We start from the raw sequence: 26,857 nt of genomic DNA on the forward strand, positions 1-26,857 counted from the left end.
GGGCGCAAGCCTGCCGTAAGAAGCAGGCGTTACGCAAGGCCCAGAATTGACCGAAGAACAGTTCACTCGTACGGTATCCGGGTGGCGGAACTGAAGGCACCCCGACGAACGCAGGAGGAGCGCCGGACGGCGACCCGCACCCGCATCCTCGATGCCGCGGTCGAGTCACTGCTGGAGCGCGGCTACGCGGCGACGACGGTCGGCGAGGTCCAGGACCGGGCGGGCGTCGCCCGCGGCACCCTGCTGCACCATTTTCCCACCCGGGTCGACATCATGGTCGCGGCCATCAAGCACATCTCGGACCGGCGGGTCGAGCAGTTCGAGCGCGAACTGAAGCTGATCCCCAGCGACACCGGCCGGCTGGCCGCACTGGTCGACCTGGCCTGGCGCGATCTGAACAGCCCGATGTTCTTCGCGGCACTGGAACTGTGGGTGGCCGCCCGGAGCGAGCCGGAACTGCGGGACGCGCTGGTCCCGGTGGAGCGGGAACTGTTCTCCCGGATCCACGAGAGCATGCTTTCCGTGGTCGGCGCCGAAGCGGTCGATCCGCGCCTGCCCACACTGGTCCAGTTCACCCTGGACATGCTCACCGGGCTGAGCATGTCCACGATCCTGACCAGCAACCTCGGCTCTCGCGAGGTGCTGCTGCGCCGCTGGAAGACCGCCCTGTCCGTCCTCATGGGAGAGCTCGACGCCACACAGCTCGTCGCGCGCTCACGCCGCCCCTGACTTGCCGCACCAGGTACCCCTGGGGGTATACTGGCGATGTTCCCGAAGCTCAACGGAGGTAGAGCGCCATGTGCCAGCGAGTCGAATGCCCCCAGTGCAAGAAGCCGACCTACCAGGGATGCGGGCAGCACGTCGAGCAGGTGCTCGGCGATGTCCCGGTCTCCCAGCGCTGCTCCTGCGGAACGCAGCCGCAGCAGCAGGCGGGCGGCGGTCACCCCTTCGGCCTCCGCTGACCCCTCAGCCGAAAGCGCTCCGTGCCCGTCCAAGGCGCGGAGCGCTTTTTTTGCGCGCGAGCCGTGAAGGGCCCCTTCACGGTCGATCCGACCGTGAAGGGGCCCTTCACAGCACCGCGGTCAGGCCAGGGTGAGGAACAGTTTTTCGAGCTGGGCCCGGTCGGCCGCGGCATCGGGCGAGCCTTCCCGGTCCGCGGAGACGCACTTGTCCAGCCCGGTCGCGATGATCTTGAACCCGGCCCGGTCCAGTGCCCGGCTCGCGGCCGCGAGCTGGGTGATCACATCCTTGCAGTCGCGGCCGGACTCGATCATCTGGATGATCCCGCCGATCTGCCCCTGTGCGCGCCGCAGCCGGACCACCACGTCGGACAGCTCGTCAGCCTCGAGTTTCACGACAACCTCCTCCTGTTACCCCCCAGGGTACGACCACGGTAGCCGAACTTCACACCAGCTGGGTGATGCTCTGCACCGCGCTGTAACCCGCGATCAGCACGAGCATGATCCCGAACGCGGTGGTGAGCCGATCCGGGGAGACGCGGGAAGCGACCCGGTTGCCCAGCAGCACCCCGGCCATCGCCGCGGCGACGAACAGGCCGAGCAGGGGCCAGTTCACCGCCGTGGTCTGAGTGAGCAGCCGCGACGACAGCGCGACGGCGCTGTTCAGCGCGATCACCACCAGCGAGGTGCCCACCGCCGTGGCCCCGTCGAAACCCAGCGCGAGCACCAGCGCGGGGACCACCACGAACCCGCCGCCGACTCCGAAGAACCCGGTCAGCAGGCCCACCACGGTGGCCGCGACCACCACCTTCACCGAACGGGCCACGCCCGCCTTCGGCCGGGTGATCGTGGCGACATCACCGTCGCCACCGACACCGGCGACATCACCGCCGCCACCGGTGGACGGCGTGGGTTCCGGCCGTTTGCGCCGCCGCGCGAGCATCGCGACCGCGGCCAGGACCATCAGGCCGGAGAAGCCGAGCAGCAGGACGGTGGGACTGACCAGCCCGCTGGCCTTGGCACCGGCCACCGAACCCACCGAGCCGAGCAGCCCGAACGCCAGGCCCTGACCGAGCCGGACCCGCCCGGCGCGCCGGTGCGCGAACACGCCGGTGAGCGCGGACACCCCGACGATGACCAGCGACATGGTCGTGGCCGCGTGCGGGTCCTGCCCGAGCAGGTAGACCAGTGCGGGAACGGTGAGGATGGAACCGCCCGCACCGAGCGCACCGAGGCTGAGCCCGATGAGCACGCCCACGGGTAACGCGAGCAGAAGCGTCATGACAGGATCGCCCGTCCCTCGGCCATCGGGAGCCCGACGGAAGAAGCCTCGTCGTAGTCGTCGTCGACGGCCACCACCTGCCGCCCCGCCGCGGCGAGCACCGACGCCGCGATCGAGGCCCGGTACCCGGAATGGCAGTGCACCCACACCTCACCGTCCGGCACCTCGTGCAGGCGCTCGAGCAGCTCGTGCAACGGGATGTGCACCGCGCCCTCGATATGCCGGGTGTGCCATTCCTGGTTGCGGCGCACGTCCAGGACGACCACCGGCCGGTGGTGGCGGACCTGGGCCAGGTCGCCGAAGCGCGCCGTCGGGAACGAGCCGAGCGGACGGCCGCCCGCCCACTCGCGCGGCGATCCGGTGGCGGCCGCCTCGAGGCGGTCGATGCCGATGCGGACCAGCTCACGCTGGGCCTTTCCGACCTGCTCCGCCGTTTCGCCGAGCAGCGTCAGCGGGGTGCCCCACGGGATGAGCCAGCCGAGGTAGGTGGCGAAGGTGAGGTCGAGACCGAAGTTGAGCGAACCGCCCACGTGCCCGGCGGCGAAGGCGGTGCGGTGACGAAGGTCGACCACCCACTCCCCCGCCTCGATGCGGCGCCGGAGCTCGTCGGCCTCCGCGCGCTGCGGCGGCGTCAGGTCGGGCGCGTCCGGTCCCGCCGCATTGGCCGGGCCCATGTGCGCGTAGTAGGCCGGGTAGGCGTCCAGCCCGGACAGCAGCTCGTCCACATAGGACCGCTCGTCCCCGGTGAGCGCCGGGTTGATCCGCTTTTCCCTGCCGATCGTGGATTCCTCGCCCTGCGTGGGGGTGGACGCGCAGAAGCTGCCGAAGCCGTGTGTCGGGTAAATGCGCGTTTCGTCGGGTAGCTCGGCGGCCAGGCGCCGCGCCGAGGCGTACTGGGCGTGCACCAGTTCGCCGGTATGGGCCGGGCCGAGCAGGTCCGGCCTGCCGGTCGAACCGAACAGCAGGGAGCCGCCGGTGAACACGGCCGGTGTCTCGTCCGGCGCCTCGAGCACGTAGGCGAGGTGGGTGAACGTGTGGCCCGGGGTGTCCATCGCACGCACCCGCATCGTGGAGCCCACGGCGACCTCGTCGCCCGGTTCGATCGGCGTGTACTCGAAGGCCACCTGGTCGGCGGCGTTGACGTGGTAGACGGCCCCCACCGCCCGCGCCAGCGCGAGACCGCCGGTCACGTAGTCGTTGTGGACATGGGTTTCGAAGACGTGCTCCAACCGGACCCCCCGGTCCTCGAGCAGGGTCAGCACGCGGTCGATGTCCCGCTGGGGGTCGACCACGAACGCGACCTCACCGTCGTGGACGAGGTAGCTGCGGTCCCCCAGTGAGGGCGTGTCGATCGCCACGATCTCCGGCATTGTGCTCACTCCTTCACGCCGCGTTCCCGTGCGGGCCGTGGACGACCGGCCGCCCGGCCGGCACCCGGGCACCGGTGCCGCCGGCGACCGACCACGCGTCGAGCCCCGCCGCGGCGAGCCACGAGGCCGCCCTCCGGCTCCGGTTACCACTCGGGCAGACGACGTAAATGCGTTCGCCCCGGGGAAGCTCGCGAGTTCGCTCCGGCACGCCGACCTCCTGAACCATCCGACCTCCCATACCCACTGGGGTATCTCCCAGTCCAGGGTAGACAGGGCGTCCGGCCGCACGCAACTACCCCCAGGGGTATGAAAGCTCATACCTCGCTGGGTATCCGGACGACGTCAGAGAGTGCCCGTCACCGCCTGCAATCCCAGGCTCGAAGCGGCCACCGCCACCCACAGCAGCCCACCCAGTACCAACGGTCGCGGCCCCGCCCGCCGCAGATCCGCCGGGCGCAGCGACAAGCCGATCCCCGCCAGCGCCGCGGTGATCAGGAAGGTGCCCAGCCCCGACAGCGCGGGATGCCAGCCGGGCGGGATGAGCCCGGCGCTGTCCAGGCCCGCCGCGACGACGAACCCCACCAGGAACACCGGCACGATGCGGCGCCACGGCATCTCCCGCAGCCGCGCCGGGCCGCCGGCCCGGCGGCGCGCCGAGAGCAGCGCCAGCACCAGCACGATCGGGATGATCATCAGGGTCCTGGTCAGTTTCACCACGATGCCGTAGGCACCGGCGTCGCCGCCGTAGGCGAACGCGGCCGCCACCACCGAAGACGTGTCGTTGATCGCCGTTCCGCTCCACAGGCCGAAGGCGTGCGGGCTCATCCCCAGCAGGTGACCAAGCGGCGGGAACAGCAGCACCGCGGCGATGTTGAAGGTGAAGATGGTGCCGACCGCGTAGGCCACTTCGGTTTCGGCGGCCCCGATCACCGCGGTCGTGGCCGCGATCGCCGACGCGCCGCAGATGCCGGTGCCCACGCCGATCAGGGTTCGCGCGTCGCCCCCGACCCCGAGCAGCCTGCCCAGCGCCCAGGCGCCGAGCAGGGCCACGGCGAGCGTGCCGAGCATCACCGGCAGAGAGCCACCTCCCACCCGGACCACCTCGCGTAGCGACAGCCCGGTACCGAGCACGACGATGGACAGCTGGAGAACGGGTTTGGCCGCCACCTGGTAACCCGGCGCCCAGCAGGCCGCGCGCAGGCCCGGGAGCAGCGCGGCGGCGGCCGTTCCCGCCACGATCCCGAACACCGGTCCGCCGACCAGGGGCACGAGCCGCCCCAGCACGGTCGCGATCCCCGCCACCGTGAACGCCACCGCCAGCCCGGGCAGGACCTGGACCGCCCTGCGGTCCTTCAGTGCCACCCCCGCCGTCCGTACCCCCATCTCGCGTCCCCCTTCACGCCGTCAAATGTCCGGACATTTAACCACCGTAATGTACGGACATCCGGGCGGCCGGGGTACCGGCTACTGTCGCCAGGCGAAGGAGGAAGCATGGCGACACGACCGCTCGACCGGTCCGGTCCCCGGCCCCTGTGGCAGCAGCTGCAGCACCAGTTGCGGGAACGGCTGGAAGCCGGGGAATTCGCCGACCGCTTCCCCGGCGAGCTCGCCCTGGTCGAGGAATACGGCGTGAGCAGGCACACCGTGCGCCAGGCCCTGCGCCAGCTGCGCGAGGAAGGCGTGGTGGTGGCCGAACGGGGGCGCCAGCCCAGGGTGGCCCCCACCACCGAGATCAGCCAGCCGCTCGGCGCGCTCTACAGCCTGTTCGCCTCGGTGGAAGCCTCGGGCCTGAGCCAGCACAGCATCGTGCGCACCCTCGACATCCGGGCCGACGCGGTCATCGCCGACCGGCTGGACCTGGACGGGTCCACCCCGCTGCTCTACCTCGACCGGATCCGGCTGGCCGGGACCCAGCCCCTGGCACTGGACCGCGTGTGGCTCCCCGCCGACTTCGCCGCACCACTGCTCGGCGTCGACTTCACCCACACCGGCCTCTATGCCGAACTCGCCGCCCGCACCGGCATCCGGCCGGAACAGGGCCACGAGGAGATCCACGTCGTCATGCCCACCCCGGCCGAACGCGCGCTGTTGCGCTGCTCCCCGGGCACGGCGGCGTTCTCGATCAACCGGCTGGGCCGGGCGGGCGACCGGCCGGTCGAGTGGCGGCACACCCTGGTCCGCGGCGACCGGTTCACCCTCACCGCCGACTTCTCCACCGAAACCGGCTACCGCCTCCGGTAGGGACCGGGGTTGACCATGAAGGGGCCCTTCACGGCCAGGGGTCCCGGCAAGGTCTCACGGCAAAGAACACCACCCCCAGACCGAGCGGGGGAACTCACCCGCCTGTCAGAGGAGCGGGCCGGGGGTCTCGGCGGCGGCCCGCAGGCCGGTGCCGTGCTCGTGCTTCTCCCCGGCCACCTCGGGCGAGATGATCACCACGGGGCAGGCGGCCCGCCGCAGGCACTGCGCGCTGACCGAGCCGAGCAGCGCACTCAGCAGCCGCCCCCGGCCGTGACTGCCCAGTACCAGCAGCGATGCCTCCGCCGAAGCCTTCACCAGCGCGTCCGCGGGATCGCCCTCGACCAGGTCGGCGCGCACCGGTGCGCCGGGCCGCTCGCCCACGGTCTCCCGGACGAAATCGTCCAGGGCACGCCCGTGCATCGCCGCGACCTCGTCGATCGGCGCCACCACGCCACCGGGATCGACCGCGGGGACGTAGGTCCAGGCCGCCACCGCGCGCACGACGCGTCCCGTGGCGGCCGCCTCGGCGACGGCCCAGCGCAGGGCCGCGGCACTGGTCGCCGACCCGTCCACCCCCACCACGACCGGAGGGCCGCCCTGCACCGGCGCGAAGTCGCTGTCGGTCATGTCTCGTCCTCTCGTCCTGCGGCCGGTGTCCCCGGCCCTTCCCCAGACAAGGCCGCCCGGCGGGAAGACCACAGGGGCGGAAGTCCTCCGGGCAGGCGACCAAATCCCCCGGCCGGGGCGAGGCCGGGCTGGCACCGTCTTCCTCGGCCGGGCCCAAGGCGGGCCGAGGCCGGAACACGGGAGGTTGAAGTGTCCACAGTGGAGTCGGTGCCCCGGATCGTGGTCGGGGTCGACGGATCCCCCTCGTCGAAGCAGGCGCTGCGCTGGGCGGTCCGGCAGGCGGAACTGACCGGCGCGGAGGTGGAGGCGGTGTTCGCCTGGCACTACCCCAGCGCCTACGGCTGGGCCCCGTCGGTCGACGTCGACCTGGAAACGCTGGCTTCGCGGGCGCTGGCCGACACCCTGACCGAGGTGCTCGGCGCCGCGCCCACCGTGACGGTGCACCCGGCGGTCCGCGAGGGCATCACCGCCTCGGTGCTGCTGTCGGCGGCCGAGGGCGCGGATCTGCTGGTGGTGGGCAGCCGCGGGCACGGCGGGTTCGCGGGCGCGCTGCTCGGCTCGGTGGGACAGCACTGCGTGCAGCACGCGCACTGCCCGGTCGTCGTCATCCGCGACCGTGTCCAGGGGAACTCCTCCGAAACGGACGCATGAACGGGGGCAGGGACTTTCGTCGCCCGCGATGGGACTTTCGGCACCTGTCTCCGCGCGGCCACGCTCGGTCACCCTGGATGCCGTGAACGCGATGACGGAGACGGTCCCGCCGTTCCGGCGCCGGTCCGCCCGCCGGAACGGCAGGCGGCTGGGCGTGCTGGCCACGGCGCTGCTCCTGGCCAGCGGACTCGCGCCGGCCGCCCGCGCGGCCGGCGCCCCGCCCGAGACGGCCGCGGTGTTCACCCGCGCCTACGACACCACCGCCAAGGTGGTGACGCTGACCTTCGACGCGGACTGGTGGAGCCCCGGCGACACGAACGCGGTGCTGAACATGCTGCGGGACAACAAGATCACCGCCGGGTTCGCGCTCACCGGGCGGTACGCCGAGAAGTTCCCCGACCAGACCAGGGCGCTGCTCGGCGCCGGGCACAAGCTGATCAACGCGACCTACGACCACCCCTATCTGACGATGCAGGACCAGGCGCAGCGATGGTCCGAAATGGACCGCGCCGAGGCGGTGTTCAACCGGCTCGGCTTCTCCTCGGCGGGCTGGTTCCGCACGCCCTACCGGGACGGCTACCTCGACCCTGGGGTCAACCGCGATCTGGCCCGGCACGGCTACTACGTCAACTACGACTGGACCTTCGACACCACCGGGGACCAGGGCACGAGCATCGACGCGATCCTGGCCAGGGTCCGCCAGTACACCGTCCCCGGCGCCACGATCCGGATGCACCTGAGCGACAACTCCACCGATGTCGCCGCGCTCGGAGCGGTCATCAACACCTTGCGCAGCATGGGCTACGGCTTCGCCGATCCCAGTCTGTCGGTGACTCGCGGGGTCATCGGCCGCAAGTACGCCGACCTGGGCGCCGAGCATTCGCCGGTCGGGACCCCCGGCAGCGCCGAACTGGCCGCCGCCCCGTCCCACGGCGCGGAACAGTGGTACCAGGGCGGGCGGATCTTCTGGCGCGAAGACCTCGGCGCGCACGAGGTGCACGGCGCGATCGGCGCCAAGTACTTCACGCTGGGCGGGCCGGACTCGTTCCTGTCCTATCCGGTGACCGACGAGACCGAGGCCGCCGACGGCGGACGGCTGAACCACTTCGTCGCGGGTTCGATCTACTTCTCCCCCGCCACCGGGGCCCACGAGGTGCACGGCATCATCCGCGACAAGTGGGCCACGCTCGGCTCGGAACGCGGCTTGCTGCACTACCCCACCACCGACGAAACCGCCGCGGAGGGCGGCGGGCGGTTCAACCACTTCCAGGACGGGTCGATCTACTACAGCCCCGCCACGGGAGCCCACGAGGTGCACAACGTCATCCGCAGCAGGTGGGCGGCACTGGGCTGGGAACGGGGCGTGCTGCGCTACCCCACCACGGACGAGACCCCGGCACCGGACGGGGTCGGCCGCTACAACCACTTCCAGGGCGGGTCGATCTACTACACCCCGGCGACCGGGGCCCACGAGGTCCACGGCGCCATCAGGGCCAAGTGGGCCGACCTGAACTGGGAAAAGGGTTTCCTCGGCTATCCCACCACCGACGAGTACGCCGTCACCGGCGGCCGGGCGGGCACCTTCCAGGGCGGGATCGTCTACTTTTCGCCCGCGACCGGGGCGCACGAGATCAACGGCGCGATCCTCGGCCAGTACCTGCAGCTCGGCGGCCCCGACAGCAGGCTCGGCCTGCCCGTGAGCGACGAATACACCGTCCCCGAGGGCAGGCGCAGCGACTTCCAGCACGGCTCGATCCTGTGGAACACCGCGACCCGCACGGCGACCGTACGGCCGTGAAGCAGGCCGTGGACGGGCCGGGCACCCTCGCCACCTCGGGCCTGTCGGCGGCCGAGGCCCAGGAACGCGCCGAACGCGGGCAGGCCAACACCGTCGTCCGCCGCGGCAGCCGCAGCGCCGCGGACATCGTGCGGGCGAACGTGTTCACCCGCTTCAACGCGATCATCGGCACCCTGTTCGCGATCATCCTGGTGATCGGCCCGCCGCAGGACGCGCTCTTCGGCTTCATCATCCTTGTCAACACCGGGATCGGGATCGTGCAGGAACTGCGGGCCAAGCGCACGCTGGACCGGCTGGCGATCCTGGGCGAGGCACGGCCGCGCGTGGTGCGCGACGGCGAGGTCACCGAGGTTCCCGCCGAGCGGATCGTCCTGGACGACGTGCTCGACCTCGGCCCCGGCGATCAGCTCGTGGTGGACGGCGTCGTGCTGGCCGGTTCGGGACTGGCGGTGGACGAATCGCTGCTCAGCGGCGAGCCGGACCCGGTGGCCAGGAAGCCGGGCGAGCCGGTCCGTTCCGGCAGCTTCGTGGTCGCGGGCACCGGACGGTACCGGGCCACGAAGGTGGGCAACGCCGCCTACGCCAACGAACTCGCCGAGCAGGCGAGCCGCTTCGCGCTCACCCGTTCCGAGTTGCGCGCGGGGATCGACCGGATCCTCCGCTGGATCACCTGGCTGTTCGTCCCGGCCGCGGCGGTGACGGTTTACGGGCAGCTGAGGGCCCACCAGGGGCCCGTCGAGACGGTGCGGGGCACGGTGGCCGCGCTGGTTCCGCTGGTGCCCGAGGGGCTGGTGCTGCTGACCAGCATCGCGTTCGCGGCCGGGGTGATCCGGCTGGGCCGCCGCCGGTGCCTGGTGCAGGAGCTTCCCGCGCTGGAGGGGCTGGCACGGGTCGACACGGTCTGCACCGACAAGACCGGCACCCTCACCGAGACCGGGATGCGGGTCGGGCGGGTCTGCGCGGCGGCGCCCGGCACCACCTCCGCGCCCCTGTCCGGGCTCTCGCCGGTGCTGGCCGCGCTCGCCGCCGCGGATCCGCGCCCCAACGCGAGCTTGCGCGCGATCGCCGACGCCTTCCCCCGGGCCCCGGACTGGCCGGTGACGGCCTCGGCGGCCTTCTCGTCGGCGGCCAAGTGGAGCGGCGTGAGCTTCGGCGGCCACGGCGACTGGGTCCTCGGCGCACCCGATGTCCTGCTCGCCCCCGGCGATCCGGCCGTGGCCGAGGCGGACCGCCTTTCCGCCCAGGGCCTGCGCGTCCTCCTGCTGGCCCGTGCCGGGATGCCCGTGGACTCCCCACAAGCGCCGGGCCCGGTGATCCCGGCCGCGCTCGTCGTGCTCGAACAGCGCCTGCGGCCCGATGCCGCGGCCACCCTGGCTTTCTTCGCCGCACAACAGGTTTCGGTCAAGATCCTGTCCGGTGACAGCGCCCGCTCGGCAGGGGCCGTCGCCGGGGCGCTGGGCCTGCCCGGCGCCCCGGACCCCGTCGACGCCCGCGAACTGCCCGTCGAACCGGCCCCGCTGGCCCGGGAACTGTCCCGGGCGAGCGTTTTCGGACGCGTCTCCCCGCACCAGAAACGGGCGATGGTGCACGCGCTCCAGTCGAGCGGCCACACCGTCGCGATGACCGGGGACGGGGTCAACGACGTGCTCGCCCTCAAGGACGCCGACATCGGGGTGGCGATGGGCTCGGGCAGTCCCGCCAGCCGCGCCGTCGCGCAGATCGTGTTGCTGGACAACGCCTTCGCCACCCTGCCCCACGTGGTGGCCGAGGGACGCCGCGTGATCGGCAACATCGAGCGCGTCGCGGGCCTGTTCCTGCTCAAGACGGTGTACTCGCTGCTGCTGGCGCTGGCGGTCGGCGTGGCGCACCTGCCGTTCCCGTTCCTGCCCCGGCACCTGACCCTGATCGGCACGCTCACCATCGGCATCCCGGCGTTCTTCCTCGCACTGGCCCCCAACACCGAGCGCGCGCGGCCCGGGTTCATCCCCCGGGTCCTGCGCCTGGCGGTCCCGGTGGGCACCGTCGCCGCCGTGGCCACCTTCTCCTGCTACGCGGCGGTCCTCGCCGAAGGGCGGGCGAGCGACGTCGTCAACCGCACCGCGGCGACCACGACGCTATTCCTGGTCGCGCTGTGGGCGCTGTTCCTGGTGGCGCGGCCGCTGCGCTGGTGGAAGGCCGTCCTGGTCGCCGCCATGGCCGTGGCCTTCGTCCTCGTGCTGGTGGTGCCCTTCGGCCGGGACTTCTTCGCCCTCGACCCCTTCGACGGCACGGCCATGCTCACCGCCGTCGCCGCCGCCGGGTCCGCCGCCCTGCTGCTGGAGGCCGGCTGGTGGCTCGACCGCCGGTTGCGCCGTCCCCGCCGTTCCCGTCACGGCCCGGCCGAGCATCCGCGGTAGCGGTGCTTCCGTCCGGACCCGCTTGCGGGCCGTCACGGCGAACACGATCCACCCGGCGGCCGCCAGCCCGAGCCAGGTGAACACCCGGTAGAGCACCACGGCGATCGCGGCGGACCCGCTGGGAACCCCGCCCGCGGTCAGCGCGGCGAGCAGGCCCGCCTCGGCGGGACCGGCGCCGGCCGGGGTCAGTTCCAGTCCGATACTGGCCTGGACGGCGAGGTAGCCGAGCGCGACCTGCGGCCACGGGACGTGCTCCCCGGTGGCCGCGACCGAGGTCGCGACCGCCAGGTAGTCCGCGCCCCAGGTGAGCACGGTGACCACGAAGAAGGACCACCATTGCCGGGCGTTCGGCCGGAGCCGGGCGATCCGGTCGGACACCTCCTGGGCCGCGGTGGACTGGCGCGCCACCCAGCTCGCGGTGCGCACGACCGGCAGGTGGCGTGCCACCGCCACGGTGCGGTCGGCGATCCAGTGCAGCGTCCTGGGCCGCTGCACCAGTTCCCACAGCGCCCAGGCCAGCACCGCGACCGCCACCGAGAGCGGCACCGCGGCCGCGAAGGGCATCAGGCCGTCGAACGCCAGCACCAGCGGCCCCGCGAGCACCAGGACCGATGCCGAGAACAGGGCCGCCATCGTGGTGGCCCACAGCGACAGCCCGGTGTCCACGCCCCGGAACCGCAACGCGGCCACCGTGTAGGCGGCACCCGCCGCCGATCCGGCCGAGGGCACGGTCTGGGCCAGGGAATTGCCGATGAAGTTGATCGCCTGGACGGCCGGGACCGACAGGTGCGCGCCCCCCGTCACCAGCATGCGGCGATGCAGCTCGCCGTAGGCCACCAGCGACAGGGTCGCCAGCACCGCCGTGACGGCGACCCAGAACCAGTGCAGCTGGGCGAGGCTGACGCGCAGGTCGGGCGCCGCGGCCAGGGTTGGCGCCAGTTGCCAGCAGGCGATGCCCAGCCCGGCCCCGGCCAGCACCCAGTCGATCACCAGCCGCCAGCGGGGCCGCCGGGCGACGCTGAGCACCTCGCGCAGGATCGGACGAGTCTCGGGCACGATCCCTCCCCTCGCCGCGCGGTCCCCGGCCCTGCCTCCAGGTACCCGCGAAACGCACCCGCGACTCCGGGAGCACCGCGGTGGGCCTCCGGCTCATCTTCGCGGGATGCCCTTGCGCTTGAGGTATTTCGCCCGTCCGCGTCGTCCGATGGCCTCGGCCGGTCCGAGAATCGGCGGGACGAGCCAGGGGAAGGACTGGAGGATCCGGCAAAGGATCGAATCGCTGTAGGGGAGGAAGTGTTCGAGCCTGCGCTTGCGGACCGCGCGCTCGAAGACGTCCGCCACGTCGTCGGGCGTGCTCACCTTTCCGAAGAAGTTGAGCAGGCTGCCGTCGTGGGTCGCTTCATGGAGCAGCATGGGGGTGTCGACGGCGCTGGGGTAGATCCCGCTGACCGCGACGCCGGTCCCGCGCAGTTCGGTGCTCAGCGCCGCGAGGTAGGCGCGCAGGCCCGCCTTGGCCGCGGAGTAGGCCGCCGATCCGGGCAGTGCGAGGATCCCGCCCATCGAGACGGTGGCGATGATGTGCCCCCGTCCGCGCGTCTTCATCGCGCGGGCGGCGGAGGCCGCGATCTCGACGACGGAGCAGAGCATGACGTCGAGCTGCAGCCGCAGTTGCGCCGCCGAGGAGTCGGCCGCGTCGCCGGGGACGATCACCCCGGCGTTGAGGAACACCAGTTCCAGGTCGTCGGCCCACTCGTCTTCGATCCGGGCGCAGAGCGCCGCCACGGACTCGCGGTTGGACAAGTCGCAGGCGACCGGGGCGGTATCCGAGCCGGCCGCGGTGACGGCCTTTTCGGCGAGCGCCTGGTCGCGTTCGACGCACAGCAGGGTGTGGCCGCGGGCGGCGAGCCGGCCGCAGACGACCTCGCCGATTCCACCGGCGGCGCCGGTGACGAGCGCCAGGGAGGAACGGTCAGACATGGCTGGTCTCCTTCGGGGGCTCCACTGCGGCGGGCGAGGATGCCGCGCCGGCGCGCAGGTCGTCGTAGGTGTGGTCGTCGACGTCGTGCCAGCCGAACCGGTCGCGCAACTGCGCGAGGTAGGCCATGTACGTGGAGCGTTCGACGTAGTTGGTGTGGCGGGGGCTGTCGACGTACTTGACGCCGCCGCGCAGGTCGGGGGTGTCGGTGCGCTTGAGCTGCGTGAGTTCGGCCTTCCGGACGCCCGTCTCGCGCGCATTGATGTCGATCAGGATGAGTTGTGCCATTTCTTCGAACCGCTTGTACGCCGCGTCCGCGAATTCGACGAATCCCAGCACGTACAACGAGTCCAGCTCGCGGGAGAAGATGTTGAGATACAGCTGCGGGTGGCCGTGTTTCCACTGCAGCAGTCCCGGGTCGAGGAAGGGCATCCGGTATTCGTAGCCGGTGGCGAGGATGATCTCGTCGACCTCGGCCTCGCTGCCGTCGGCGAACACGACGCCGGTCGCGGTCAGGCGTACGACGTCCGGCTTGGCGACGAGGTCGCCGTGCGCGAGGTGGTGCAGGACCTGGGTGTTCATGATCGGGTGGCTGGCCAGCGCGTCGTGGTCGGGTGCGGGCAGCCCGAGCCGGGTCAGGTCGCCGACGAACGCGTCGAGCATCGCGTTGACGTCACTGGACAGCACGAGTCCCTTCGGCGGGTCGAGCTTGCCGGTGAGCAGGGCGTCGGTCGGCAGCCCGGCGATGTGCTTGGGCACGAACCGGTAGCCGCGCCGGACCGACAGGTACGCCGCGTCCGCGTGCCGCGCGGCGTCGCAGGCGATGTCGACCCCCGAGTTGCCGGCCCCGACGATGAGCACTCGCCTGCCGCGGAATTCCAGGCCGTCGCGGAAGGTGGCCGAGTGCCGGACCGTGCCGGTGAAGGTGTCCTGTCCGGGCAACGCGACCTGGTTGGGGTGCCAGGTGACGCCGGGGCAGCAGATGAGCCCGTCGTATTCGCGGACGGTCCCGTCGGACAGCGTCACCCGCCACCGGTCGCCGTCGACCGGTTCGGCGGAGGTCACCTCCGTGCCGAAGCGAACGTGCCGGTACAGGTCGTACTGGCGGCCGAAGTCCCTGATGTAGTCGCGGATCTCGCGCCAGCCGGGATAGTCCGGAAAGTGCGGCGGCATCGGCGCGCCGTAGAAGCCGCTGGTGTACTTGGAGCTGATGAAGTGGCAGCTCTCGTACATCGGGCTGCCCTCGTGGCCGGGGTCCCAGATCCCGCCGAAATCCGGGTTGCGCTCGTACCAGTCGAAGGGGACGCCCTCACGCAGCAGGGTGCGGGCCATGATCATCCCGGAGGGCCCGGCGCCGACGATGCAGTAGCGCCGGGTGTAGGCCGGCCGTTCGTCCGCACGGCGAAGGTCCGGACGGTGCCGGTTGGTCGTTCCGGCCAGCTGGGTGTAGGCGAGCGGGCGCCGGGCCCGCAACCGCAGCGCGGCGACGACACCGGCGACGGCGGTAACGGCGATGAGCAGCGGGACGGCGTTGACGAGGACGTTGTCCGTGCCCGTCAAGGCCGCGTAGTGCACGGACGCCAGGACGAACGCCGTGCCGAGCCCGAGTGCGCCGACGACCGGGGCGATGACGCCGGAGAACGGCCGCCGGTCACCACGGCCGCGGAGGAACACCATGACCGACAGTGCGGTGAACGCCTGGACGAGCACGATCGACAGCGTCCCCATGCCGACCACCGCCGAGGCGATGACCTCGTAGGGGTCCGCACCGGCGAGGCCCATGACGCCGACGACGCCGACCGTGACCGCGGTGACGAGGGCGCTGGCGACGTGGGGGCTCCGGTGCGCCGGGTGGTAGCGGCCGAGCGGTCGCGGGGCCACCTGCTCCCAGCCAAGCGCGAACAGGTACCGGCTCGCGGCGTTGTGCAACGCGATCCACGAAGCGAGGACGCTGGTGCACAGCAGCACCGCAGACGCGTCGAGCAGTGCGCTCCCGCCGTACTGCTGGGCGAGCGTGAAGACCAGGTTCCCCAGGTCCTTGCGGGCTCGCTCCGGCGCCGCGGTGCCGCCCGCTCCGCCGATGACGATCCACGCGGTGAGCACGTAGAAGACGGCTATCGAGATCACCGAGATGTAGAGCGCGCGCGGAATGCTGCGTGCGGGCTCCTCGGTCTCCTCGCCGTAGAGCGCCGCGGACTCGAAGCCCACGAAACTCGTGAAGGCGAACATCAGCGCGATGCCGAGCGAGCCACCGAACAACTGGCCTGCCGAGAAGGATTCCGGCGGGAACGCGGCGGTGCCTTGGTGCCCGACGACGAGGACATCGAGCACAAAGAGGACCGCGAATTCCAGCGCCATGAGGATGCCGAGGAAACGTGCCGACACGTCCGCGCTGCGATGCCCGAACGCCGCCACGACGACGACACCGATCGCGGTGAACACTCCCCACGGGATGTCCACACCGGACTGTGCGAAGACCAGCGAGGTGAAGTACCCGAACACCGCGGCCATCCCGACCGTGAGCGACAGGTAGCCCAGTGCCGCGACGTAGCCTGTCGCGATGCCGGCCGGTTTGCCGAGCCCGCGGGCGACGAACACGTAGAACGCGCCGTTGTTCACGACGCGCTTGCTCATCGCCGAGTAGCCCGCTGCGAAACACAGCAGAACCACGGCGGCCACGACGTACGCGGCGGGCAGCGAGATTCCGTTGCCGCGAACCATCGCCAGCGGCGCGTTGCCCGCGATGGCCGCCATCGGGGCCGCCGCGGCGATGACGAGGAACACCACCCGGCGAGTGGACAGGACACGGCGCGCCCGGCCCCCTCCTGTCGTTGTCTCCTCGGCGGTGCCGTCGGAGGTATTCCGTTGCCGACCGGTAGCCATAGGCCTCTGCCTTTCTGTCTGGCGTTCGCCCCCGAATGAAGTCCGGCGAGCATACGCGGACATTTGGTCGTTTGACCAGACTCTTTGGTCAAGCGTCCAAATTGCCTGGTCGAATGACCTGTCGACCGGGTTCCTGTGCCAGACTGAGGCCATGAACGCGCAGCCCGTCGAGCCCTTGCCATCGCCGAGCAGGCGGCGCCGTACCCAACGCGCCACCAGTGAGGAGCTCGTCGCGGCGGCCATCCGGGTCATCGGCCGCGAGGGCGTCGCCGCCGCCACCACACGCAAGATCGCCGAGGAGGCCGGGGTTCCGCTCGGCACCGTCCACTACTGGTTCGCCGGCAAGAACGAACTTCTCGAAGACGTCGTCCGCGAGATCGTCACGCGCCTGGAGAAGGCGGTCGCGATGACCGACCGGCCGCAGGGCGGCACCACGGCCGAGGAGCTGCGGGCGGCGCTGGATGCCGCGTGGGCCGAGGTGTCCGGCGACGATCCGGGGATCCAGCTCGGGTACTACGAGCTCACCGCACTCGCTCTGCGCAACCCGTCGATGCGGGAGCTGGCCCGTCTCCAGTACCGCGGCTATCGCGAAATGGCCGCTCGTTCACTCGCCCCCGCCCTCGTCGGAGTCGAACCGCGACGGGCCGCGGCGATCGCCGAATTCGTGGCGGTCACCTTCGACGGCCTCGCGCTGGCCTGGCTCGCCGACCCGGAGCGCACGCATCCGGAGCAGGTGCTCGACCTCCTTGTCGAGGTCGTCCTGCAAGCACGGGAGACGTGAAGAGCGGGCGAGGCCACCGGTTGCGCTGAGGGGCCCGGCAAAGTCCGCCCGCGGTGTACGGCGCGCCCACCGGGCGAGTCCCACCCTCGTGCGCTTGTGTCCCACCTTCAGGCAGGTGAGTCCCACCCTCGTGCAGGTGAGTTGCCCGCTCAGGCGGGGCTGGGTGCCGTGAGGGGCCTCTCACGGTCGATACGGCTGTGAGGGGCCCCCTCACAGCACCGCGCAGCCCTGCGCCCTCGCAAGGGCCGAACGTGGCACTCGGGCTGCCGAACGTGGGACACAAACGCCGGAGGCGTGGGACCCGCCCAGGCAAGGACCGACTTTGAAGGGGCCCTTCACGGCCGAATCGACCGCGAAGGGCCCCTTCACGCCCCTGTCAGGAGTAGTGCCGCTCGATGGTTTCGATGATGCGCGGGCGGAGTTCGGCGGCGCTGACGATGGCGTCCACCGAGCCGACCTGCACGGCACGCTGGATGCTGTGCACGCCGTCGAACTCGGCCGCCACCTCGCTGAGCTTCTCGGCCCGCACCGAGGTGCGCACCTCGGCCAGTTCGGTCACCAGGGCCGCCCGCTCCCCGTCGGGCACCGACCGCAGCCGCGTCTCCAGCTCGGCCACCCGGGGATCGTTCGCGGTGCGGCTGTTGACCTCACCGGCGAAGACCACGGCCGCGGCGGGGGCGCCGCCGATCACCGAGGCGAACGAGCCGTCCACGGCCAGCACGGTCATGTCCGGGTTGAGCGCCTTGGAGAACACCACGAACGCCCCGCCGTGGTACCGGGAGATCACACAGAACACGATCGGGCCGCGGAAGTTCACGATCGCCCTGCCGATCTCCGCGCCGTACTCCAGTTGCAGCTCCCGCATCGATTCCGGCGAACCGTCGAAGCCCGACAGGTTCGCCAGCACCACCAGCGGGCGGTTCCCGCTGGCCGCGTTGATCGCGCGCGCCGCCTTCTTCGAAGAACGCGGGAACAGCGTGCCCGCGGTGTAGGTGTCGGGCCCGTCGGTGGGCGGGAAACCGCGGCGCGGCACCGACCGCGACTCGATCCCGAGCAGGCACACCGGCCAGCCGCCCAGGTGCACGTCCTGCACCACCGCGGTCTCCGCGTCCGCCATGCCCGCCCAGCGTTCCAGGATCGGGTGGTCCTGGTCGGCCACCGCCCGCATCACCGTGCGGATGTCGAAGGCCTTCTTGCGGTCGGGGTTGGTCTCCCGCGCGAAGATCTCGCCGACGGTGGTGAAGTCCGTCCCGGTCACCGCGTGCGGGTAGGGCGAGATGTCGCGGTCGGCCGGGTCGCTGGTCGCGGCCCGGCGCGGCGCCGACTCGCCCGGCGCGATGTAGGTGTGGTCGTAGTGCTGCATCAGCACGTCACGGGCACCGGCGAGGTCGGGCGCCCAGTACTGGGCCTGGCCGTTGGGTCCCATCACCCGGTCGTAGCCGCCGATACCGAAGTTGTCCTCGGCGGACACACCGCCGGAGAAGTCCAGCGACTGCTTGCCGGTGAGCACCATGGCCGAATCGGGCGTCATGACGAGGATGCCCTTGGTGTGCATCAGCATGGTGGCCTCGGCGTTCCAGTACGGCTGGGCACCGACGGTGATCCCGGCGACCACGATGTTGATCTCGCCGCCGTCCTGGGTGAAGTGCACGATGCGCTTGAGCGCGGCGGCCACCCAGTCCATGTTCTCGGTGCCGGAGTCCATCGCGATCCGGGCGCCCGCCGACAGCGCGAACCACTCCAGTGGCACCCGCATCCGCTCGGCCAGATCGAGCGCGGCGATCACCCGGGAGCATTCCGGCTCGGAAAGCGCGCCCAGGGCCTTGGTGGGGTCGCCGAAGAGCACCACGCGGACCACGCCCTCGGGGTGCCGCTCGGTGGGCGTGCGCACGACCCCGGCCACGATGCCCGCCTTGTTCCGTCCCTTCGGCCGGTCGACCGGCACCAGCGCGCCCGTGTCGTCGAGGTCGTGCTCGACGAACGAGCCGTGCGGCCCGGCCAGCATTTCGGTGAGCTCGTAGGGGTAGACGGTGTCGCGGCGGCGGGCGCTGAGCACCTTCTGCCCGTAGTCGTCCAGCGGCTGGATCAGCTCGGTGGTCGGTTCGGTGACCTCGACCCGGACCCCGGCGCCCGCCTGGTAGGAGATCCGCACCGCGACCTCGCGCAGTTCGCCGGTCTCACGGTCACGCTGGCGGCCCAGGAACAGGACCTCCTCCAGCCCGGCGCCCGCCGTGGTGGGCAGCACCCGCTGCGCCACGGTCCTGAGTTCGGACATGGCCAGTTCGCTCGGCGGCCACACGTAGAGGAAGACCCGGTTGCTGTCCAGCCGCTTCTTCGCCGGCCGCTGGGCCTGGACCTTGCGGATCGCGTCGAGACAGGCTTCGAGCGCGCCTTCCACCGCGGGCAGCGCGATCAGCCTTCCTTCGGTGTCGCGCAGCGGGGTGAGGTCGCGGACCTGGGCCATCGCGACGAGCCGTTCGTCGGCCGGGTTCTTCGGCGCCACGCAGCGGAACAGGTAGACGTCCTCGTCGGCCGAAGGCAGCCGGGTGCGGTCGAAGTTGCTCAACCGCTGCAGTTCCAGGCGGCGCGCGATCATCGGGTGCAGGCCGCGGATGAGCACATCCTCGCTGAACCCGTGCTCGCCACGCTCGAAGGTGAAGTGGTGGTGCATGGCGGTGCCGCTGCTGCCGGCGACCGTCGTGGTCACCCGCTTCAGCCGGGCGGGCAGGTCCACCGCGGCCAGCACCTCGCCGAGACGGGCGGCCATCGTCTCGGGCGCGGCGGGCTGGTCGCGCCAGTCGAGGTAGACGTCGGCCACCGCTTCGCCGTCACCGCCGGCCACCGCTTCGCCGTCACCGCCGGCGGCCGCTTCGGCGACCGCGGTCAGCAGCGCGCCCAGTTCGGCGAACCGCCCGGCGGTGGCCAGCAACTGGAAACGCGCGCCGTCGAGGTCGTAGCCGGCGGTGAAGAACGGGCGCTGCCCGGCCTGGAAGCAGCGGGCGCCGACCGAGCCGCGGTTGGCGTAGTAGCGGCGGCTCAGCACCTCCAGCAGCGGGCAGGGATCCGCCCCGGGCCTGCCGATGCGCTGGCCGAGCAGCCGGACCAGCGGTTCGGGGCTGGCCACCATGTCGGCGATGCGCTCGGCGCGGTCTCCGGCGTCCGGGTGCGCGTCGAGGTGGCGCAGGTGCGCACGGACGCGGGCGTAGACCTCGGCGCGGTTGCGCCGCAGCATCGGCTGCGCGAACCAGCGGAACACCACGCTGCGCGCGAGGTCGGCCACCACCGGGAAACGGCGCTGGGTGGCCAGGATCAGGTGTTCCAGCGCGTACCCGGTGACCTCGCGCAGGCTGCTGCCGGGCGGCGGCTCGGTGAGCCAGCGCTGCAGCAGCGCACTGATCACGGTGACGTCGGAGGCCAGCCGCTGCTGGGCGAGGAAGATCCGGAAGACCGCCTCCTCCAGCGCCGGGGTCCGCTCCAGTTCGGTGACCCCGTAGTGCGCGAGCACCCGCGACAGGCGCTGCTGGAAGGTGGCCGTGAGCCCGGCCCGTTCCACGTCCAGGCTCCGCAGGTAGGTGTGGAAGAACTCGCGCGGGCTGTGCACCCGGGTGTCGGCCTTGGACTCCTCGCCCGCGGGCCGGTTGCGGCTCAGCTCGGCCAGGTCGGCGAACACCTGCAGCAGCCCGACCTCCTCCTCCAGCGGGCGGCGGGTGAGCTCGTCGCGGGCGCCGAGGTACCCGGCGAGCGCGCGGCCCTCGTCCCGCGGGTCGACGTCGAACCCGAGCAGGAGGCTGCGCAGGTCCTCCAGACCCCGCGCCAGGCGCTGCTCCGGCTCGCCGTCGGCGGGCGCGGGCGGCAGGGCGAGATCCACCCCGGCCTCGGCGGCCTCCGCCGCCGCGCCGTCGCCGTCTCCGAGCGGCTCCAGCCGCAGCAGCGGCGCGCCGGTCTCCACCTGGCTGCCCACCGAGACCAGGCATTCGCGCAGGCGGGCCTTGAACGGGGCCCGCAGTACGGTCTCCATCTTCATGCTTTCCAGCACCAGCACCGGGGCCCCGGCCTCGACCTCGTCGCCCACGGCGAGCGGGGTGGCCACCACCAGCGCCGGGGCGGGCGAGCGCATCGTGCCGCCCTCGTCCCGGCTGACGCGGTGCGTGACGCCGTCCACCTCGACCAGCTGGATCGGCCCGTGCGCGCCGGACACCAGCCGGAACCGGGTGCCGTTCACGGTGATCTGGCCGGTGTGCGGGCCGAACCGCTCCACGGTGGCGTCGATCTCGTCGAGCCGGTCTCCGGAGGTGATCCCGATCCGGAACCGGCCGGGGCCGGTGCGCGCGACGGTGACGCGGTAGCCCGCGCCCCGCAGCTTCAGTTCGATCGCGCGGCCGACCTCGTGCTGCACCTGCGGGCGGCCACCGTGCGCGGTGGAGAGCAGGCGCTGCCGCTCGACCTCTTCCTCGTCCTCGTAGGCCGCGATCCCGGCGGCGGCCAGCGCGACGCCGGAGTGCCGGGTCTGCACCAGCCTGCCGTCGGCGCGGACGCGGTCGATCCAGCCGGTGTCGGCCTCGCCGCTGATCACCTCGGGCTGGTCGAGCAGGTCGAGCAGGAAGCTCTTGTTGGTGGTGCCACCCTCGATGAGGACGGTGGTCTGGGCCAGCGCGCGGCGGAGCCGGGCGAGCGCCTCGTCCCGGGTGCGGCCGTAGGCGATGATCTTGGCGATCATCGAGTCGAAGTCGGCGGGGATTGTGTCACCCTCGCTGACGCCGGTGTCGACGCGGATACCGGGCCCGGCGGGCAGGTCGAGCAGCACGATGCGGCCCGGGGCCGGGGCGAAGTCCCGGTCCGGGTCTTCGGCGTTGAGCCGCGCCTCGACCGCGTGCCCGTTCTCGGCGGGCGCGGCCCCGGCGAGCGGAGTGCCCGCTGCCACCTGCAACTGGGCCTTGACCAGGTCGAAGTCGGTGGTCTCCTCGGTGATCGGGTGCTCCACCTGGAGCCGGGTGTTGACCTCGAGGAAGGCGAACAGCCGCTCGCCCGGGTGGTACAGGAATTCGACGGTGCCCGCCCCGCGGTAGTCCACGGCCAGCGCGAGCCGTTCGGCGGCGGCCTTGAGCTCGCGCGCCTGCTCGGGCCCCAGCACCGGCGAGGACGACTCCTCGATCACCTTCTGATTGCGGCGCTGCACCGAGCAGTCCCGCACACCGAGCGCCCAGGCGGTGCCCTGCCCGTCGGCGATGATCTGGACCTCCACGTGGCGGGCGCCGGTCACCAGGCGCTCGAGGAAGACCACGCCGCTGCCGAAGGCGCGCTCGGCCTCCAGGCTGGTGCGTTCGAAGGCCTCCCGCAGTTCGTCCTCCGAGCGCACGACGCGGATGCCGCGCCCGCCACCGCCCGCGGTGGCCTTGAGCATCAGCGGGTAGCCGATCTCGCGCGCCGACGCGAGGGCCGCGTCGACGTCGGCCACCGCCCCGCGGCTCCACGGGGCGACCGGGACGCCGACCTCCTCGGCGATCAGCTTCGCGCCGATCTTGTCACCGAGCTTGCGCATCGCCTCGGCGCTGGGCCCGATGAAGGTCACCCCCAGCTTGTCGCACAGTTCGGCGAAGGCGGGGTCCTCGGCGACGAAACCCCAGCCCACCCAGACCGCGTCCGCCTTCGTCTCGGTCAGCGCGCGCTCCAGCACCCCGAGGTCGAGATAGGGCCGGGCGGCGGCGGGACCGAGGCAGTAGGCGTGGTCGGCCTCACGGACGAAGGTGGCGGTGCTGTCGGCGTCGGTGTAGAGCGCGACAGTCTCGATCCGCGGGCCGCCCTCCGCGTTGAGCTCCCCGACGGCATGGATCAGCCGCATGGCGGCTTCACCCCGGTTGACGATGGCGACACGACCGAACACTGGACAGGCCTCACAAGACTCGTACGACACCAAAAAGGCGACTCTCCTGGTCGCGGATCGTCGCCTACCCAGGTCCAACATGCCTCATACCGGCGGGTAACGCTTCGTCGGGCACGCTACGTCCTGGGGCCCCGCTTTTGTCGGGTATCGCCAAAAGCCCGGGCGCGGCAGGGATGGCGTGAAGACCACCGTCCCGGCGGGGGCGCCGCGACGGTGGCCTTCACTACTGAGGAACACCAGAGGATGACCGGTGCGGGGACGACGGGTTCCCCGCACCGGTGTTGCCCGCGGGTGGCACCGGGCTGTGGCGGACCCGGTACCACCCGCGTCGTTCCGGCAGGCGGGCCAACGAACGGTGACCCGCAGGCCGGACCGTTTCACGGAGTGCGGCTCAGCCGAGCAACACACCCAAGGTCGCGGCCAGGCCGAGCGACAGGCTCGCCGCGGCCGGTTGTGCACCCGACACACCGGGCACGTTTGCCGCGGTCGGGAGCGCTGCGGCCGGGACAGTCGCCGCGGTCGGGACACTCGCCGCGCTCGGGACACTCGCCGCGGTCGGCTGGACCGTCTCGGCGGGCTGCAGGCCAGCGCCCGGCACGCCCGGCTGGACCGTTTCGGCGGGCTGCAGGCCGGTACCGGGAAGACCGGGCACGCCCGGCTGGATCACACCACCCGGCACGCCCGGCGCACCTGGCAGGCCCGACGTGCCCGGCAGGCCCGGTACACCTGGCGCGCCCGACGTGCCCGGCAGGCCCGGTACACCTGGCGCGCCCGACGTGCCCGGCAGGCCCGGTACACCTGGCGCGCCCGGCAGGCCCGACGTGCCCGGCAGACCCGGCACACCTGGCAGGCCCGACAGGCCTGGCAGACCCGGCGCCCCCGGCAGACCCGGCACCCCCGACGTGCCCGGCAGACCCGACGCGCCCGGCACGCCCGGCAGACCCGGCACACCTGGCAGGCCCGACAGGCCTGGCAGGCCCGACGGTTGCATCACACCGCCCGGCAGGGCCGACCCGCCCGGCCGAATGGCACCGGGCCGGAGCGCCGAACCGGGCCGGAGCGCCGAGGCAGCCGGTACTCGCACCGCTCCCTGCGCCTGGCCCGCAGACGGCATGGCCTGCGGCATCGACTGGCCGATGGCCGGGTTCTCGTTCGCGAGGGCACCCAGCGGGTGGTTCGGCCGGGCCGCGCCGACGGTGGTGGTCCCGGTGGTCCCGGCGCCGCCACCGGCGATGGTGTCGGCCGCCGCGGGCCAGGCCAGCCCCAGCGTGGCGGCCACCGCAATACCCAGGGTCGCCATTCCCCGCACCGGCGCCCGCTTCCTCCTCGTCCAGGCCACGCACTGGGCCCGGGTACCTGGTTTGTCCATTCTCATCCTTCCCTGAATTGCCAACGGAGCCGCAGCAGCCCCGAAAAACGCAAGCGCAACAAAGACCACACCGTGCACGGCCGCAACGCATCCGGAAACCGAGGCAACGGGGAATGGTCCACTCAGCGGGGTGACGCACGATCGGGGCGCCATCAAAACTACTGTCCTTTGTGGACGTATCGCCTAGAAAACCCTGCTATGAAGCACTTTTGAGTGCGACGCGCAAGATTGTCCTTTAAGGACTTCCAGAAGCGCCGGAAGAGGTGGTTTGAATCGCCTTTCCCGCAAGCCGGAAGGGCTCGCGCGCTCCTCCGGTACGCCGCTCCGCGCACGGGAACCGCCCCGCCGCCGAGGGCGCCGAGGGCGCCTGCCCCCGGCCGGGAGCGATCATCGCCGCGGGTGCGCCGCAGGCGTGACTCCGCCGGGAGCGAAACACCCGTTGCGGGCGAAACCCAGCACTGACCCGACCCCACCTGACCTGCCCCGGTACCGCTGCGCGAGACTTCTCGCCGTGCCGGATCGAGAACAGCCCCTCGCCGGGGGCGACACGGACCGGCCGCGAACGAGGACGCTGACCACGGTGCTGGCCGGCTTCGACGAGGGCCGGGCGGCCCGGTTTCGCGGTCTGGTGCTGGGTGAGCTCGTGCGGTCGATGCAGGCGGCGCGGGATCCCGGGGTGGTGCACCTGTTCCTGCTGCCACCACGCCCCGGCCTCACCCGGTTCACCCTCTACGAGACGACCCAGCCGATCAACCTCGAGGTACCGGTGCCGGAGGCGATCCGCCTGGTGGTCGAGGCGTTGCACGAAGCCGCCCGGGACCCCCGGCAGGTCGCCGGGGCCGACGCGGGCTGGCGGGAAGCCGACCCCGGAGCCGAGGCCTTCTACCTCGGCTCCGGGGCCCGGTTCGCCCACCCCGCCCCGCACGGCTCGACGGTCGCCCGCCTCGTCGACCACACCGCCCTGTCGGTGACCCTGCAGGGCGATCCGCCCCGGCTCGCCCTGCAGGCATCCGCGCCGGTGATCTTCCAGGAACGGACCTACCCGGTCACGCCCGACATCCCGGCCGTCCAGCAGCCGCCGTTCGTGCTGATCGACACCATCGTCCGATTCCTCCGCTAGGTGGCTTCCGCCACCCGGCCTCTCGGGCTGCCTCAGCGCCGCGAGGTCCGGAACCGCTGCTGGTACCCGCGCGGCGACACCCCCACGTGGCGGAGGAAGCTCCGCCGCAGCGATTCGGCGCTGCCGAACCCGCTGCCCTGCGCGGTTTCGGTGACCGAGTGCCCGCTCACCAGCATCGCCTTCGCGGTGTCGAACCGGTCACGGTCCGGGCGGCCCCGGACGCCGCCCCCGCCGCCGTCGCCGCACGTCCCTACCCGCAGACGCTGTTCGGGGAGACCGGCAGCGCCGGATGGCAGAACCTCACCGGCGGGCCGGAGGGGTGGTCCGGATCGGTGGACGTCTCGGCCCTGGCACCGGGACGTCAGCGCCTGCAGGTCCGCGTCTCGGCCCCCGATGGCACCTGGTGGGAGCAGGTCGCGCTGTTCACGGTGCCGGGCACGGCCGCCGACCCGGTGCCGCGCTGGGAATACCGGTTGCCCGGCGCGGTCCAGGGCGGCATCGCACTGCTCGACCCGGAACGCGGCCTCACGGTCGCCGCGGGCACCGGCGGGGAGGTCGTCGCCCTGCGCGCCGACGGCAGGCCCCGGTGGCGTGCCCGCACCGGGCCCGTCTACCGGCGTCCGGCCGTGGACACCGCTCGGGAACTGGTCTTCGTGCCTTCGGCCGATCACCACCTGCGCGCGCTCGACGCCGGGACCGGACGTCCCGTGTGGGACTTCGACGCGGGCGCGCCCGTGCTCAGCGCCCCCGTCGCCGCCGGGGACGCGGTGGTCTTCTCGGCGGGCGGGTCGCTGTTCGCGCTCGGCGCGGCCGACGGGCGCGTGGTGTGGTCCGTGCCCGGGCGCGGGTTCTCCTCCGGTCAGGCCGCCTGGGACGGACAGCGTGTGTACACCACCGCCGACGACGGGTACGCGCGCGCCTATGACGCCCGGACCGGTGCGCCGGTCTGGACGTACCAGATGGCCACCGGCACGCGGCACCGCGTCGCGCTCTACGGCGGCTGGGACACGGTCGTCGCGCTCGGCGCGGGCCCGGTCGTCGTGGCCACCGTGTCCGGCACGACCGCCCTCGACGCCGCCACCGGGGCGGTGAAGTGGACGAGGGCGGGCAGCACGATGTATGCCCCGGCCGTCGTGGTGGGCGACGGGACCCTGCTGCTCACCACCGAATGGGGTGTGCTGAGCCGGGTCGACCTCGCCACCGGCACCGTCGTCTGGCAGGCCGGCCTCGGGGCGCGCGTGTTCAACGCGGGTGTGGTCGTGGACCGGGGGACGGTCTGGGCGCTGTCCGTGGACGGCAAGCTGCTCGGGGTCCGGCTCGCCGACGGCGTGCCGCAGGGCCGCCTGCAGCACAGTCTCGTCTACACCTTCAGCCGTCCCGTGATCGCCGGTGACACCCTGGTGGTCGGCGACCAGAACGGGGTGGTGCGCGGCATCCGCCTGCCCTGATCGCCGGTGCCTTCCCGTACGGTTCGGTCGTTTCCACAGCCTGATCTCAGGCATCTCGGGTTAGCTGGCTATGACC

General features: G+C 72.1%; 20 protein-coding genes and 1 pseudogene. 9 read left to right on the plus strand and 12 right to left on the minus strand.

The genetic code is table 11. The features are described from left to right. The first annotated feature begins 81 nt into the window (after window positions 1–81). Window positions 82–729: a TetR/AcrR family transcriptional regulator gene (locus ORV05_RS17030; RefSeq protein ID WP_268759485.1), complete on the plus strand. Its 648-nt coding sequence runs from the start codon at window positions 82–84 to the stop codon at window positions 727–729. Between the two features lie 68 nt (window positions 730–797). Further along, window positions 798–962 (plus strand): hypothetical protein, encoded by a 165-nt coding sequence (locus tag ORV05_RS17035; protein ID WP_268759486.1) that lies wholly within the window; start codon window positions 798–800, stop codon window positions 960–962. A 120-nt stretch (window positions 963–1,082) separates the two neighbouring features. Here the strand turns inward: ORV05_RS17035 and ORV05_RS17040 are convergent, their stop codons facing one another. The 5 genes from ORV05_RS17040 to ORV05_RS17060 form a co-directional block, all read right to left on the minus strand. After that, complete coding sequence (locus ORV05_RS17040; protein ID WP_144588613.1) at window positions 1,083–1,355, minus strand: metal-sensitive transcriptional regulator; 273 nt, start codon at window positions 1,353–1,355, stop codon at window positions 1,083–1,085. A gap of 49 nt (window positions 1,356–1,404) precedes the next feature. Beyond that, entirely contained in the window at window positions 1,405–2,241 is an 837-nt protein-coding gene (locus ORV05_RS17045; protein ID WP_268759487.1) for a sulfite exporter TauE/SafE family protein, read from the minus strand. Beyond that, window positions 2,238–3,611, minus strand: coding sequence for an MBL fold metallo-hydrolase (locus tag ORV05_RS17050; protein WP_268759488.1), 1,374 nt, complete (start codon window positions 3,609–3,611; stop codon window positions 2,238–2,240). The genes ORV05_RS17045 and ORV05_RS17050 overlap by 4 nt, the downstream gene beginning before the upstream one ends. A gap of 13 nt (window positions 3,612–3,624) precedes the next feature. Further along, window positions 3,625–3,819, minus strand: a complete 195-nt coding sequence (locus ORV05_RS17055) for a rhodanese-like domain-containing protein (RefSeq protein ID WP_268759489.1) — start codon at window positions 3,817–3,819, stop codon at window positions 3,625–3,627. A gap of 134 nt (window positions 3,820–3,953) precedes the next feature. Continuing rightward, window positions 3,954–4,994, minus strand: coding sequence for a YeiH family protein (locus tag ORV05_RS17060; protein WP_268759490.1), 1,041 nt, complete (start codon window positions 4,992–4,994; stop codon window positions 3,954–3,956). A 108-nt stretch (window positions 4,995–5,102) separates the two neighbouring features. Between ORV05_RS17060 and ORV05_RS17065 the strand changes: the two genes are divergently transcribed. Next, entirely contained in the window at window positions 5,103–5,852 is a 750-nt protein-coding gene (locus ORV05_RS17065; protein WP_268759491.1) for a GntR family transcriptional regulator, read from the plus strand. Between the two features lie 105 nt (window positions 5,853–5,957). Here ORV05_RS17065 and ORV05_RS17070 read toward each other — a convergent pair whose 3' ends face one another. Then, window positions 5,958–6,479 (minus strand): universal stress protein, encoded by a 522-nt coding sequence (locus tag ORV05_RS17070; protein WP_268759492.1) that lies wholly within the window; start codon window positions 6,477–6,479, stop codon window positions 5,958–5,960. A gap of 189 nt (window positions 6,480–6,668) precedes the next feature. Between ORV05_RS17070 and ORV05_RS17075 the strand changes: the two genes are divergently transcribed. The 3 genes from ORV05_RS17075 to ORV05_RS17085 all read left to right on the plus strand — a co-directional run bounded on the left by ORV05_RS17075 (window position 6,669) and on the right by ORV05_RS17085 (window position 11,324). Beyond that, the gene (locus ORV05_RS17075) at window positions 6,669–7,130 is read left to right on the plus strand and encodes a universal stress protein (protein ID WP_268759493.1); all 462 of its coding nucleotides are present in this window, start codon (window positions 6,669–6,671) and stop codon (window positions 7,128–7,130) included. A 91-nt stretch (window positions 7,131–7,221) separates the two neighbouring features. Then, on the plus strand, window positions 7,222–8,928 hold the full coding sequence (locus ORV05_RS17080) for a polysaccharide deacetylase family protein (RefSeq protein ID WP_268759794.1): 1,707 nt from the start codon (window positions 7,222–7,224) through the stop codon (window positions 8,926–8,928). Continuing rightward, window positions 8,925–11,324 (plus strand): HAD-IC family P-type ATPase, encoded by a 2,400-nt coding sequence (locus ORV05_RS17085; protein WP_268759494.1) that lies wholly within the window; start codon window positions 8,925–8,927, stop codon window positions 11,322–11,324. The genes ORV05_RS17080 and ORV05_RS17085 overlap by 4 nt, the downstream gene beginning before the upstream one ends. 111 nt (window positions 11,325–11,435) lie before the next feature. Here the strand turns inward: ORV05_RS17085 and ORV05_RS17090 are convergent. From ORV05_RS17090 to ORV05_RS17100, 3 genes and pseudogenes are all read right to left on the minus strand, one after another. Then, a pseudogene (locus tag ORV05_RS17090) lies at window positions 11,436–12,380 on the minus strand (lysylphosphatidylglycerol synthase transmembrane domain-containing protein); the annotation flags it as partial. A 93-nt stretch (window positions 12,381–12,473) separates the two neighbouring features. Then, window positions 12,474–13,301, minus strand: a complete 828-nt coding sequence (locus tag ORV05_RS17095; protein WP_268759495.1) for an SDR family NAD(P)-dependent oxidoreductase — start codon at window positions 13,299–13,301, stop codon at window positions 12,474–12,476. Beyond that, complete coding sequence (locus tag ORV05_RS17100; RefSeq protein WP_268759496.1) at window positions 13,294–16,182, minus strand: amino acid permease; 2,889 nt, start codon at window positions 16,180–16,182, stop codon at window positions 13,294–13,296. Before ORV05_RS17100 ends, ORV05_RS17095 begins: the two co-directional genes overlap by 8 nt. 151 nt (window positions 16,183–16,333) lie before the next feature. Between ORV05_RS17100 and ORV05_RS17105 the strand changes: the two genes are divergently transcribed. Then, entirely contained in the window at window positions 16,334–16,963 is a 630-nt protein-coding gene (locus ORV05_RS17105; protein WP_268759497.1) for a TetR/AcrR family transcriptional regulator, read from the plus strand. A gap of 376 nt (window positions 16,964–17,339) precedes the next feature. On the opposite strand, the gene ORV05_RS17110 is transcribed toward ORV05_RS17105, so the two are convergent. After that, entirely contained in the window at window positions 17,340–22,844 is a 5,505-nt protein-coding gene (locus ORV05_RS17110) for an ATP-binding protein (RefSeq protein ID WP_268759498.1), read from the minus strand. A gap of 391 nt (window positions 22,845–23,235) precedes the next feature. Further along, window positions 23,236–24,213 (minus strand): collagen-like domain-containing protein, encoded by a 978-nt coding sequence (locus tag ORV05_RS17115; protein WP_268759499.1) that lies wholly within the window; start codon window positions 24,211–24,213, stop codon window positions 23,236–23,238. Window positions 24,214–24,724: 511 nt separating this feature from the next. On the opposite strand from ORV05_RS17115, the gene ORV05_RS17120 reads away from it, so the two are divergent. Next, the gene (locus tag ORV05_RS17120) at window positions 24,725–25,333 is read left to right on the plus strand and encodes a hypothetical protein (protein WP_268759500.1); all 609 of its coding nucleotides are present in this window, start codon (window positions 24,725–24,727) and stop codon (window positions 25,331–25,333) included. 32 nt (window positions 25,334–25,365) lie between these two features. Here the strand turns inward: ORV05_RS17120 and ORV05_RS17125 are convergent, their stop codons facing one another. Further along, a complete protein-coding gene (locus tag ORV05_RS17125) occupies window positions 25,366–25,503 on the minus strand; it encodes a hypothetical protein (RefSeq protein WP_268759501.1) in 138 nt (45 codons plus the stop codon). Between ORV05_RS17125 and ORV05_RS17130 the strand changes: the two genes are divergently transcribed. After that, a complete protein-coding gene (locus ORV05_RS17130) occupies window positions 25,492–26,781 on the plus strand; it encodes an outer membrane protein assembly factor BamB family protein (RefSeq protein WP_268759502.1) in 1,290 nt (429 codons plus the stop codon). The two genes, ORV05_RS17125 and ORV05_RS17130, sit on opposite strands and share 12 nt — an antisense overlap. Window positions 26,782–26,857: the final 76 nt, after the last annotated feature.

Source organism: Amycolatopsis cynarae, assembly GCF_026802195.1.
In the GTDB taxonomy this organism is placed as follows: domain Bacteria; phylum Actinomycetota; class Actinomycetes; order Mycobacteriales; family Pseudonocardiaceae; genus Amycolatopsis_E; species Amycolatopsis_E rhizosphaerae.